This is a genomic window from Bdellovibrionales bacterium, from assembly GCA_016716765.1.
Classification (GTDB): Bacteria; Bdellovibrionota; Bdellovibrionia; order Bdellovibrionales; family UBA1609; genus JADJVA01.
On record JADJVA010000020.1, the window covers coordinates 162,601 to 175,188 of the forward strand.

The 12,588-nt window shown below is 45.9% G+C and carries 12 protein-coding genes; 5 read left to right on the forward strand and 7 right to left on the reverse strand.

What is annotated here, in order from left to right; genetic code table 11:
* Positions 1-256: 256 nt before the first annotated feature.
* Positions 257-1,495, reverse strand: a complete 1,239-nt coding sequence (locus IPL83_09545) for a hypothetical protein (protein ID MBK9039389.1) — start codon at positions 1,493-1,495, stop codon at positions 257-259.
* A gap of 712 nt (positions 1,496-2,207) precedes the next feature.
* Between IPL83_09545 and IPL83_09550 the strand changes: the two genes are divergently transcribed.
* On the forward strand, positions 2,208-2,375 hold the full coding sequence (locus tag IPL83_09550) for a hypothetical protein (GenBank protein ID MBK9039390.1): 168 nt from the start codon (positions 2,208-2,210) through the stop codon (positions 2,373-2,375).
* A gap of 100 nt (positions 2,376-2,475) precedes the next feature.
* Here IPL83_09550 and IPL83_09555 read toward each other — a convergent pair whose 3' ends face one another.
* From IPL83_09555 to IPL83_09565, 3 genes are all read right to left on the reverse strand, one after another.
* Complete coding sequence (locus IPL83_09555; protein MBK9039391.1) at positions 2,476-2,928, reverse strand: hypothetical protein; 453 nt, start codon at positions 2,926-2,928, stop codon at positions 2,476-2,478.
* Positions 2,929-3,260: 332 nt separating this feature from the next.
* Positions 3,261-3,515: an NYN domain-containing protein gene (locus tag IPL83_09560; protein MBK9039392.1), complete on the reverse strand. Its 255-nt coding sequence runs from the start codon at positions 3,513-3,515 to the stop codon at positions 3,261-3,263.
* Positions 3,497-3,793: a hypothetical protein gene (locus IPL83_09565; GenBank protein ID MBK9039393.1), complete on the reverse strand. Its 297-nt coding sequence runs from the start codon at positions 3,791-3,793 to the stop codon at positions 3,497-3,499. The genes IPL83_09560 and IPL83_09565 overlap by 19 nt, the downstream gene beginning before the upstream one ends.
* Before the next feature lie 199 nt (positions 3,794-3,992).
* On the opposite strand from IPL83_09565, the gene ptsP reads away from it, so the two are divergent.
* Both ptsP and ptsG read left to right on the forward strand, forming a co-directional pair.
* Entirely contained in the window at positions 3,993-6,557 is a 2,565-nt protein-coding gene (ptsP, locus tag IPL83_09570; protein MBK9039394.1) for a phosphoenolpyruvate--protein phosphotransferase, read from the forward strand.
* Positions 6,558-6,693: 136 nt separating this feature from the next.
* Positions 6,694-8,433, forward strand: a complete 1,740-nt coding sequence (ptsG, locus tag IPL83_09575) for a PTS glucose transporter subunit IIBC (GenBank protein ID MBK9039395.1) — start codon at positions 6,694-6,696, stop codon at positions 8,431-8,433.
* Between the two features lie 59 nt (positions 8,434-8,492).
* Here ptsG and IPL83_09580 read toward each other — a convergent pair whose 3' ends face one another.
* Together IPL83_09580 and queF are read right to left on the reverse strand one after the other, a co-directional pair.
* On the reverse strand, positions 8,493-9,428 hold the full coding sequence (locus tag IPL83_09580; protein MBK9039396.1) for a hypothetical protein: 936 nt from the start codon (positions 9,426-9,428) through the stop codon (positions 8,493-8,495).
* Positions 9,429-9,651: 223 nt separating this feature from the next.
* Positions 9,652-10,038, reverse strand: a complete 387-nt coding sequence (gene queF / locus IPL83_09585; protein MBK9039397.1) for an NADPH-dependent 7-cyano-7-deazaguanine reductase QueF — start codon at positions 10,036-10,038, stop codon at positions 9,652-9,654.
* Positions 10,039-10,199: 161 nt separating this feature from the next.
* On the opposite strand from queF, the gene IPL83_09590 reads away from it, so the two are divergent.
* Positions 10,200-10,769 carry a DUF2799 domain-containing protein gene (locus IPL83_09590; protein MBK9039398.1) on the forward strand — a complete coding sequence of 190 codons (570 nt, stop codon included), beginning with the start codon at positions 10,200-10,202 and terminating at the stop codon, positions 10,767-10,769.
* A gap of 70 nt (positions 10,770-10,839) precedes the next feature.
* Here the strand turns inward: IPL83_09590 and IPL83_09595 are convergent, their stop codons facing one another.
* Positions 10,840-11,601, reverse strand: a complete 762-nt coding sequence (locus tag IPL83_09595) for an RNA methyltransferase (GenBank protein ID MBK9039399.1) — start codon at positions 11,599-11,601, stop codon at positions 10,840-10,842.
* Between the two features lie 93 nt (positions 11,602-11,694).
* On the opposite strand from IPL83_09595, the gene IPL83_09600 reads away from it, so the two are divergent.
* Entirely contained in the window at positions 11,695-12,582 is an 888-nt protein-coding gene (locus tag IPL83_09600) for a glycosyltransferase (GenBank protein MBK9039400.1), read from the forward strand.
* Positions 12,583-12,588 lie beyond the last annotated feature (6 nt).

Consider the following 12,588-nt stretch of genomic DNA (forward strand, 5'->3'; position numbering starts at 1 on the left):
TATTGCCTCAAGGCAAGTCAAAAATCGACTCACAGAGTACCTATCAACGGCCCACATTGAGAAATAAAGGAAAAAAATGCCTACCAGGCCTCAAAAAGCCATAAGGCCTTGATACACTTAGTGAAATAATTTGAGGCAGCATTTGTCCAGCAATTGGTCAAGGGATCTGCCTCAACTTGAGCAGCCTCCCATCGCCATCCAGATCTAAGAAATAGGGATGGGATGGGAATGTTCGGCCACTCTCCTTCAGATTTTTCTATTGAAGAAGTGCGGGGTTTACTGGCTGGCGAAATGAAGCTTCCCAAGTTATTGGGTCAATCTCAACCAGTTCGTTTGTTGGAATTCTTGGCGATGGCTCTTCTAACTCTTGGTTTCCAGCTACCTGCGGTTCTTCTAAGCCCGCTGCTTCCTGCTGCGGTGGTTCTACTTCGGTAGTGGCAGCGGCATCTGGCTCAGCAGCCTGGACAGCTTTGCTCTTCTTGGTTCGGCGTTCGACAGACTCTTTAAATTGATCTTCCGTCAATTTTATTAATTCCCAGTCCTCGAACTCATCCTGAAGACTCCCAGTTGTCGCCCCGCTTGAATCCAGTTGAGCCTTCACCACCCGAACATGAACCTGGCCGGCCGGATCTTTTATTAAAACCATAAGACCAACAGAACTGATCCTTGAAAATTCTGGTGTCAAACGAATCTCGCCGTTCGCCTGCACAACTCCAACGTTGACTTCAGAAGGTTGTGCGCCATTTTCAATGGCATCAGCAGCAGCTATCATAAAGACCTGCCCATTCTGATCAACTCTAACAATAGGAGGAGGTCCGTCCGAAATCTCATCCCCTGACTGGATCTTGTAAGGATTTTCATACGGCATCAGAGCCACCCAGTATCCCACAAAATCCACATCAAAGGCACCAGGAGTAGCCGCACTAGGGCCGCCTACCGTACCTGGGCTCGTTGTTGGATTATTTATTTGGGTTCCCGCTGCTAAAGCCTTGTTAAATTCGTCTTGTTGGTTTTGAGTGAATCTCTTAAAATATATGTCCTTCTTCACCATTTTCTGATTGCCCACCGGCTCCCCTGAACCTGACCCCGATGACTCCGGACCACTCTCAACGACCTTGATATTATCGATATCTATTTTAGTTAACACAAATGAGACCGGACCTGACTCGTTCTTTGAAACCTCTGGCGTCAGGAGAATCGAGCCGTCCGCCTGCACGACTCCAATTTTGTTGAAACTACGTTTCTCTTCGTCGAAAACAAAGACATCGCCGTTAGGATCAATCCGTGTGACTTGACCTACATCAGAGTAGTCCTCAACGCCAGAGGCCTTTTCAGGAGAGTCTACATCTTTTGGAGAAGGAGCCCAGTACCCGACCAGGTCCTTGTCAAATGTCTTCTGACCCTTATGTGTGGGCTTACTGCAGCCAATTGTTGAAGCCGTCATTAAGGCAACGGCCACGAGTGAACTCAGGCTTAAAATACTTTTACTCATCATTAGCTTCCTCCGGAAAATAAAATTTGGTAGTTCGATAAATCTGACAAAAAACTAAAAAATCCGAATTGGGGATTTGCAATAAGAGAGCCACTTAATGAGCAATCTGGATGGAGGATAGGCTTTAAGCGAATGAAAAAAAGAAAGGGTCGACAGTGTACTCTGCGTGAATCAGAAGAAAGTCTGTTGCCTATAAACTGGCCTACTTGATTGTTGTTCCAAACTCCAAGGGCGCCTGGCTGAAGCAATCTCAGGAGTCCTGGATCTTCAAACATACGTCCGGCAGCAGCGCTCACCTTGTGAGCACTGCACCAAGCCGAACTCGATCCTGAACCCCTGAGATTGCTTCATCCAGCTCCCTGTGTCTTTTGGACACAACAAAATCACCGAAGGCTTGCGGGCCACAACCAAAGATTCCAACTTCGGATGGTGACCATGGCAAATGACAGTGAAAGCTTCGAGAAGAAGGATCTCGAAAAAGAGGTCAATGTGATCCTTAAGGCTTCTGGAATCTCTCGGTGTACACTAGGTTTTGCGGATGGGGCGATTGATAATAAATCCTAACAAGGCGTAGGTGTGATTAAGAGAAAATAGAGGATCAAATCCGATTTTTTTGACCTCCCCTGGCCGGCATTCGGCCCATGCAAAAATCAATAATATGTCGTCGGCGTCCGTCCGACTTTCTGAAAAAGGATTCCAACTTCGGATGGCGATCATGGCAAATGACAGTGAAAGCTTCGAGCAGAAGCATACCGATTTTAATGCAGCGGCTGGCCCGCAGGCCTTCGGTGATTTTGTTGTGTCCAAAAGACACAGGGAGCTGGCTGAAGCAATCTCAGGGGTTCAGGATCGAGTTCGGCTTGGTGCAGTGCTCACAAGGTGAGCGCTGCTGCCGGACGTATGTTTGAAGATCCAGGACTCCTGAGATTGCTTCAGCCAGGCGCCCTTGGAGTTTGGAACAACAATCAAGAGGCCAGTTTATGTTACCTACGACCAGACTTTATCTTGATCTGCATTTTTGAAATCAAATGCACAGCCATTTTTTCCTGAACTTTGCACATTTTGAGTTCATCACGACGATAAGAGCGCTGACTGGGGGTCAAAGTACCCGTTTCAAGCTCCATCTCGTAATCCAACTTGTTGGAACGAATTCCTTCCAACTCTTTGGTTTGCTGTTTGAAAAGCTTACTCACCCCACTCACGGGAGCCACATCCAACCACTCTTCTTTTGCTTTGTACCAAGCAAGCATTCGCAGAAAGCGAGCTTTGTTCTTGGCTAGAGTAAATGTGGGATACTGTTCCTCACGCAAGTCTAAAATATTTTCAATCTCGTCTAAAGCATGAAGGTCATCGTCTCTCACGACCTCGGCATCAGGAACCACCTTTAAAGAGAAATTCTTTTTCTCCTCCTGATTCAGATCCACTGAATTAAACATGCTGACCTCCTAAAAAAAATCCAGAAACCCAGAAACCCACAACAGTTAGGTCTATCTCAAAAATTCAAATCGTTCAAGGCACTTAGCTCTTTCGATTCATTTAATTGAACAAAGACTTCCCGACACCTTGATCAACCACCGCACCACAAATAGTTCCCAATGAAGTGAGTCAAACAAGACCGCGAAAAATACCTTTACCAGGCACAATCCAAAACTACGTTCTTTATCACCTTGCAAAGAACGAGCACAACTCCCCGTGCAAGACGAACAATCCACCCGCCGGTCAATGCTTCATACACAATCCAGGCCAATTTTCCAACCGATCTTTCCTTTTAACCTTTTAACTGGTTCCGCTTCTTACGTGGGCCTTTCTTCTTTTCATCATCGAGGAGAAATTCCTCATCCAAGGGGTAATATCGATCGACGGCCTCCATCACTTCCTTTGAGGTGGCCTGCGGCCACGACCAAATCTCAGTCCGACAACCTCTCGATTTGAGGTACCAAATCAAAGGCAAAAAGTCCTTATCGCCTCCCAGGATAATCGCGACATCCATTTTATCCGACATTGTCACCGCATCAATAACCAAAAAAGTGTCAGCATTCTTCGCAGGCCGGCGAATCTCACCACCCAGGCTCGCCCAAAAGACTCGAAATCTGCCGAAATGTCTTTGTATTCAGGCTTATAGTACAAAATGCGAATGATTTCTCGGTCACCAACGCTATCCAATATCTTCTTGTAGTTGGTGAAGCCTTCCATGTGCTTAAGGCCACTCAGCTCAATGTTTTCGGCATCGACAAAAATCCCCACACGCTGAAAACAAAGCCTCTTTGTATTTGGGCCTATCGACTCAATCGGTTCTGCCAAAGCTATCTCCTTCTTATCAGGTGCATGCTATACCGCTAGGCGCAATGCATTAGCACTTCGTCCGTCATTATACACAGCTTTCCATATGCGCTACCCTTCTTTTGTTATTTTTTTATTTTATTTCTCACCCATTATCCGCTAAACACCCATCTGCATAATATTTCCGCAAAGAGAAGCACAAGCAAAAAGGGTTGGGTAAATGGATACGTGTGTTAATGCTGAACAGCAAAAAGGGGTTCTTGTCTTTAAATCACCATTTTCAGGATTTATCATTCCTCTTGAGGAGGTCCCTGATCCCGTATTCGCTCAAAAAATGGTCGGAGATGGCTTGGCTATTGATCCAACCAGTGAGTTTTTGCTCGCGCCATTTGACGGTGAGGTCGTACAAATTCATCCAGCTCATCATGCCCTGACCCTTCGACATGGTCCAACAGGTTTAGAAGCCTTGATCCACATTGGGCTAGATACTGTGCAGCTCAAGGGAGAAGGGTTCAAAGTTCATGTAAAGAAAGGTGATCATGTTAAAGCCGGAGATGTCCTCGTTGATTTTGATGCAGAAGTTATATCCAGAAAGGCCCAAAGTCTCATCTCTCCGTTGATTCTTTTGCCGGGCGCCCAGACTTGGGATTTTGAAGTTCAATTTGGACCTGTTAAGGCCGGCGCCCCTGGGTTTCTTGTCGTCCATATAGATGAATCTAAAAATAAGCCAGATCTCATCTCAAATTCACAAAGTTCAAAAACAAAAAGCGAATATTTAACTTCCGAGAAGGTGAGAATTCCGATCAGTGAAGGAATCCACGCCAGACCTGCATCTTTGATTTTACAGACGGCAAAGCGCTTTGAGGGAGAGATTTCTATCCACTGGGAAAACCGGCAAGCAAACTGTCGTTCCTTGGTGCAAATTTTGGAGCTTGCCATACCCGGCGAAGCCCTTGTTCAGTTTCATGCCTCAGGTCCTGATGCCAGACAAGCGCTGGAGGAATTGGCACGGGTCACGAGAGAGCTGAAAGAGGTGCATGCGCCGACTGACATTAAAACTCCACAAACAGGCTCGACTTCTCACCTCGGAGAGGACCAACTCGGAGGTGTTATCGCTGCTCCAGGAATGGCTGCTGGACAAGTCGTTGTGGTTCAACATGAAGCTCTCGAACCTCACGAACAGGGCAGAGGAATAGAAGTTGAAACTTCAGCCCTTTATCAATCTATGAATAAAGTCCGTCGCGATCTCAAAGAGCTTGAGTTCGAAATGAAACAAAGGGCAGGATCCACGCAGGCGGCCATTTTTACGGCCCACCAAGATATCTTGGATGATCCACAGATTATTGAATCAATTGAAGAACAAATACATTTAAACCGATCTGCTGCATGGGCGGTGAATCAAGTTATTCAGGCTGAAGCGACCCGACTTTCCATGTCCAACAATGAACTCATCGCAGCGCGAGCGAATGATCTTCTCGATGTCAATCGCCGATGGGTCGGCCAATTGATGGGTGAGGTCCTTTCCCTCCCAAAAATTCCACCCAATTCAATTCTGATTGCAGACGATCTCACTCCCTCTGATACGGCTTCGCTCGACCGCAGCTGTGTCTTGGGCTTCTGCACTCGGCGCGGCGGCACAACTTCGCACGTTGCTATTCTGGCTCGCTCCCTTGATATTCCGGCCCTCGCAGCCATTGATCCAAGGGCTCTTCAACTGACGAACGGAACCCCTGTTTTACTCAATGCCAATGATGGATATTTACAACTCAATCCTCCTCAAGAACTCCTCGATCAAGTCAAAAGAGAAACCAAAAATAAACTTCATCGTCGAAGCGAAGAAGAGGCTCAAGCCAAACTGCCGGCTCTCACTACAGACAATCACAGAATCACTGTTTGGGCCAATTTTGCAAATCATGAAGAGGCCGATCACGCAGCAAATTTAGGTGCTGAGGGGGTTGGCCTTATGCGGTCTGAATTCCTCTTTCTCAACCGCGAAAATGCTCCCACCGAAGAAGAGCAATTTCAGATTTATACTCACATGACAAAGGAGATGGGACCTGAGCGCCCGGTAACGATTCGCACTTTAGACGTAGGAGGTGATAAACCTCTCACTTATTGCCCCTTGCCCGACGAAGAAAATCCCTTCCTTGGAGAGCGCGGCATTCGTATGTTGCTAAGAGAACAATCTCTCCTACGAACCCAGGTCAGAGCTGTCTTGAGAGCCTCAAAGTGGGGCCCCTTGCGTCTTATGATTCCCATGATCACCAACCTCGAAGAAGTTCGAGAATCAAAGAGAATTATTCAAGAGGAGGCCGATGCCCTTCAGGTTCCAATGATTCCAGTTGGGATTATGATTGAGGTGCCAGCAGCTGTCCTCATCGCCGATCATCTGGCCAAAGAAGTTGACTTTTTTTCAATTGGTACAAATGATTTGACTCAGTACGTCTTAGCCATGGACAGAAATCACCAGGCTCTCGCAAAACAAGTAGACGCCCTTCACCCCGCAGTATTAAAGATGATTCACCTGACCTCCCTTGCAGCTCATCGCGCCGGAATAGAAGTGGGCGTCTGTGGAGGATTGGCTGGTGATGACTTTGGAATCCCGATTTTGATTGGCTTGGGCATTGAGGAATTGAGTGTGAGTCTTCCATCCGTACCGGGAGTGAAGGCCCTCATCAGAGGACTTCACCTAGAAAAATGCAAAGACCTTGCTCTGAGAGCCATGGAAATGGCTGATCCGTCTGCAGTTCGAAATCTTGTGAAGAGTTGGAATTCGAGCTGCTAATAACAGTTGGCTGATGAGCCTACTGGTTTAAAAAATTTGGTTCATGCAGTGGTTGAGGACAATAGTTCAGCTAATAATAATTATTTTATTTTTAATTTTAAAATTAATTTTAAAATTAAAAGAGAGGGTTAGTCATATGATAAAAGAATTACGGGAACAGGGTTTCTCCCAACTTCAAAAGTTGGGAAAGGCGCTTATGTTGCCAGTGGCAGTACTTCCTGCAGCTGGTTTGTTACTAGGTATTGGTGCAGCTCATTTTGACTGGTTGCCGATGATCGTTTCTCAGATCATGGAACAGGCCGGTGGAGCTATCTTTGGTAATCTCCCTCTCATTTTTGCCGTTGGCGTCGCTCTCGGATATACCGAAAATGATGGTGTTTCGGCTCTTGCTTCAGTGGTGGGCTTTGCCGTGTTGGTCGCAACGATGGGTGTGACTGCCAAAGCGATTGGAGTTGAAACCAAAATGATCATGGGAGTCCCCTCCATCGATACCGGAGTTTTTGGCGGTATCCTCATTGGATTGATTGCGGGCCTTCTCTTTAATCGATATTATCGCATTCAATTGCCTTCCTATTTGGGATTTTTTTCTGGGAAGAGATTTGTTCCGATCGCAACCTCTTTTGCTGCAGTGGCGGTCGGAGTTCTTCTCGCCTTCATCTGGCCACCGATTGGCTTAGGCATTAAGGCAGCATCGGATTTTGCGGCTAGTGGCAGTCCTGAATTTGCATTTTCGCTCTACGGCTTTGTTGAGCGTGCTCTCATTCCTTTTGGTCTCCACCATATCTGGAATGTTCCCTTCTTTTTTGAGGTTGGAGAGTACATAAATCCCCAAACAGGTGCCGCAGTAAAAGGTGAGATTCACCGCTATTTAGCCGGTGATCCAACCGCTGGTAATATGGCAGGGGGCTATCTTTTTAAAATGTTTGGACTTCCTGCTGCGGCCATTGCAATTTGGAGAACCGCTCGTCCAGAAAATCGCGTCAAAGTCGGTAGCATCATGCTGAGTGCAGCGCTCACCTCATTTCTGACTGGAATCACCGAGCCCATTGAATTTACCTTTTTGTTTCTGGCTCCGATTCTCTATTTCATTCACGCGGTCCTTTGCTCCGGTGCCTACTTGCTCATGATCCTACTGGGCATTAAGCACGGAATGACCTTTTCTCACGGATTCATTGATTACGTTGTTCTCTTTTCAAAATCTACCAATGGCCTATGGATATGGGTGGTTGGCGCAGCTTGGGCTCTTCTCTACTACTCGATCTTTCACTATGCGATTGTTAAGTTCAACCTGCTCACTCCCGGACGAGAGATTGAAGAAGAAGAAGAAGACGCAGACCTGACCAGTCAGGTAAGCAGCACAGAGGATAAAATGGCAGAGTCCTTGGTCCTCGCTTTTGGTGGAGCTAAAAATATTTCATCTTTGGACGCTTGTATCACTCGACTCCGCGTAGGTGTCTCTGAAATCAGCAAAGTTGATCAGGCAGCTCTGAAGAAATTGGGAGCCACGGGAGTCGTGGTCGTTGGCAAAGGTGTTCAGGCCATCTTCGGAACACGTTCCGAAAATCTGAAAACGGACATGGAACAGTGGCTCAAAGCGAAGAAGCCAAGTAATGGTTCTGTCTCAAGAAACGAGTCCCAAAAATTGGAAGCCTGGATTGGTGCCTTAGGTGGCAAGGAGAATATCTCTTCGATTGAATGTGTGGCTGGAAATCGTTTGCGCCTTTCACTCAAGGAAAAATCTTTTCTGAACGAAGAAGCTTTAGATAAAACTGGCTTGCGTGGCGTCATGAATTTACAAGGTGATTTGCTTCACCTCGTTGTGGGTCAAGATGCTCCTCAAGTTGCAGACAGAATGAAGGCCATTGTTTTCAACTGATGAAATCATTTTTAAGGGTGCTTTCTGAAGCTCACATGATGATCTCATGTGGGCTTCTTTTACTTTTGTTTATATCGAACGAGTTCAGGGATGAGGCCTTTTTCGTTTAGCACCAAAGCTAAAGCTATGTCCTCAGAACTAATAATTCCAAAATGAACAGCAAAATCCCAATAATTCTGCATGGCAAGCTGAATATCCTCTTCTTTTAGAAAAGAAAATTTCATAAATTCTGAAAGAACCTGATCGGTGGTGTGTCCCGGATTAAAATAATAATTGATCAAGGTATTTGCCACAGATTCGTGTCTGTCAGTTTCCTGCCTTTCAAGATCATCCGGATTGCTGTTTTCAATTTGAATAGCCTCCAATTCGCTGTGAACGGCGACTATCCATTTGGACCCGAATAACAATAGTTCTTTAAAATTCAGAAAGTTAGGTTGGCCCATCTGGGATGGGGCCAATTCAGTCAGCAGGATGAAAGCTCTCTCTTGAGCTGCCTTAAAGCGCCTAACCAAAAAATTATTAACGGCGATTCCATAATCGCGCTCATTTTTTTGAATACCCCGCCCCATCGCAAACAGCGCAAGATCGGCCACTAGCGGATTGCGACTCAACTCACGATCAAAGCCCCTTCTTTCAATCTGACTGATCAAAATTTCAACGAGAGCTATATAGACTTCTGGATAAGATTGCTTCTTTTGTCCAGTTTTCTCGCCGGAGAGACCGACCAAACGATTATTTCGCTTTCCCGTTACATGCCACAAAGTGTGTTTCAAGATGAAATAATCCGTGACCTCATTTAGCCACCTGACGGCGTCCATAGAATTTGGATGCTCACGCATGGCGTTTAGAACTTCATTTGCAGCTCTATCTGCGGATCCAACAAGATCCTCTGCCAAACTTGAGTCTCCCATTATTTCATCTACCGGGTCCTCCTGGTTCTCGCTTCCGATATGGGTGTATCTCCTCAAAATCTTGATCTGATGATCGAGATTCAAGACGAGCCCTTCTAAGCGATGCAAAATTGGTGCGGGTAGAACCTCCTGCCTCACCCCTGTGCTTGACTGAGAAACAAGGATGAGACATGAGTTTGGCCCTTTAACGTCGGGGGTTTCATCACCCCCTCTTGCAGAAAAACAAGAAATGAAAATGGAAACAGCAAAAAACAAATAGCTAAATTTTGAAGCCAGAGGCCCAAATACGAATACAGATTCGAAAAAATTAAGTCTTGGCATGTTTGGCCGTTACGATTGTTTTGATGTTTCCTCGAACATTAAAGTCACCCTTGACTTCAATTTCGAAAGGATCCAGAAGAGCGATGAGATCATCTAAAATCAGGTTCGTCACGTCTTCATGAAAGACCTTCCTGTTACGAAAGCTATTGATATAAAGTTTGAGAGACTTGAGTTCGACGCAAAATTTATCAGGTACATAGCGAATATGGATTACGGCAAAATCTGGAAATCCGCTGCGAGGACAAAGACAAGTGAATTCGGGGCAAGTGAAATCGATTTCATAGCGTCTCACGAGAGTCCTATTTTCAAACCTCTCCAAACAAGCTTCTTCAATGGCCAATTCTCCGTACAACTTCACATCTTTTCCGGTCATCCCTTATGTCCTCTCAACCAATGGCGGCATCCTCGCCAAAAGATATCTTTTTCAAACTCACACGCATTTTCCAGACATGTGAAAAATATTTTGCCTAAATGGGTATTTAAGTTGCATTCTAAGCAGCTCTTTTCTAGTTTAATTGATGCATGAGGTCAAGCATGGTCCATAAAAATTTCTTAAATATCCTGGTTCTGTTTTTTCCACTCTTCTTAGGGGGGCTCTCGTGTGCCATTCTGACTGACAGGAGCGGACTTGATCGAGAGGCCTGTGCGAATTCGGACTGGTGGGAATTAGGCCGTCAGGATGGAACCCAAGGAGAACCGGTCGGCAAGTACGATAAACGCCTTTCTAAATGCAGGCTGGGGCCTGATAAGAGCCGTGAAAATTTGTATCTAAATGGCCGAAATGCGGGTTTAGCGGAATATTGCCAGCCGAGTAACGGCTATGAAATCGGGCGCACAGGCCAATTCTATTTTTACGTTTGCCCTGTCGATACAGAAATCGATTTCGTTTCCCGCTATCGTATTGGTCGAAGGGTCTACCAACTGGAAATTGCAAATAAAAACCTCAACAAAAATATTGAATCCCTCCTGGCTCGGATCAGTGAAATGCGGGCCAGTGCCGTTCAGGAAAGAGCCCAACTCCGCGAACAAATAAGAGCCATGAAAAATTCCAGAGCACAAAATGAAAAATCTCTTGAGGAGCTTCGGTCGTCCATTGGGGGATAAGTTCTCGAGCTTATTTTGCCCTTGCCCTGCCCTGCCCTGCCCTGCTTTGCCCCTTCCTTCAGCTATCTTTCTATTTTTCTCGTGTCTTTAACTCTTTGAGTAGGGCCTCGGGATTGTCAAAGCTTCGCAAGACATAGTTTGCGGCCAGTATTCGCTGTTCTCTTTCGTCGAGAAACAGCGGCCCGCCTTGAGCCTTTTTTTGAGCATAGTGAACATAAGAAAAAGTTAAAGCGGCCGCGACTGAAATATTAAAGCTTTGAGAAAAGCCCAACATTGGAAGTACAAATCGGCCGTCCACAAGATCAAGCATTCGCTTGCTGACCCCCTCTTTTTCGTTTCCGAAAACAACCGCAGAGGCCTGGGTGAAATCTATCTCTTCTATCGATACGCTTGCCTCCAGGTGAGTGGCATAGATCTTATACCCCCGCCCCTTCAACTTCTGAACGCAAGACTCAACATCTGGAGAAGTCTCCACCTGCAACCATTTGTCAGAACCTTTTGTCACTCGATTAGCTGCCTTAAATTTTGCATTGGCAACGTCGATGATCTGAAAACGATAGAATCCAAAAGCCTCGGCAGATCTCATGACGGCACTGATATTGCCGCGGTCATAAATATTCTCAAGAACTGGAACCAAGCCCTGGGAACGTCTTCGACAGACTTCCAATATTCTCCTTTGGCGCTCGACAGTGAGCCGGGCACCTAAGGCCTCCCAAATTTCAGCAGCAGTGTATCGCGCCCCCCCAATGAGAAAAGGCTCTTTTTCAAAGAAAGTCCTGCGTACCGAACGAGTGACCACATCTTCAAGTTCATCTTCCTCTGCTAAGCTCATTTTTGAGTCCTTCACATCGAGACTTCCGCTCTATTCTGTCTTATAGTGTTTAATCATGGCTCGCATTAATACTGAAAAATGAGGGAGAAACCATTGAAAAATGTGATCAGTGTCATTATTCCAACTTACAATCGCCTTCACACTATCCCCAGAGCCATTGATTCAATTAGAAATCAGTCCTACCCTCATTGGGAACTTATTATTGTAGATGACGGCTCCACCGACGGAACTGAGGATTGGATTCATCACCAGCAGAAGGATCTCATTTCGAGCGGAAAAATGCGATACATGCGAATTGACCGAGGTGGTGTGAGTCGGGCACGTAATACGGGAATTGAACGATCTCGGGGCGAATGGCTGGCTTTTCTGGATTCTGATGATGAATGGCTTCCCGAAAAGCTTTCAATGCAAATCAAGCACGCTCAGTTAAATTCTCAAGATTTGATTCTTCACGGTGAGGAGATTTGGTTCCGCCATGGCCGCCGGGTCAATTCTTGTAAACAACACAAAAAATTTGGCGGCCGTATATTTAGCAACTGTGTGCCTCTGTGTCTGATCTCCCCCTCCACAGTTATGATTCATCGGAGTATTTTCATTGAGGTGGGGCTCTTTCGTGAAGATTTTCCCGTCTGCGAAGACTACGAGCTGTGGCTCAGAATGACCTCTCAATTTAATGTGAGTTTTCTGGAAAAGCCCCTGATTATAAAATACGGAGGACATGGGGATCAACTATCAAGGTCATTCAAAGCAATGGATTACTGGCGAACCAAAGCTCTCTTTCCCTATCTAAGAAGCACAAACATCACCGATTCTGAAAAAAGGCAGGTCGCCCATTGCCTTGTTTCCAAAGCTTCCATTCTGCTTAAGGGTTATGAAAAGCACAAGAATTGGAAAAATTACGAAGAGGTGCAACATTTTCGGGTCCTTGCTCAGGAATTTCTCGACAGTCCTTTTCTTGATACCCAGTCAGTGCTAGATTAGCATCCA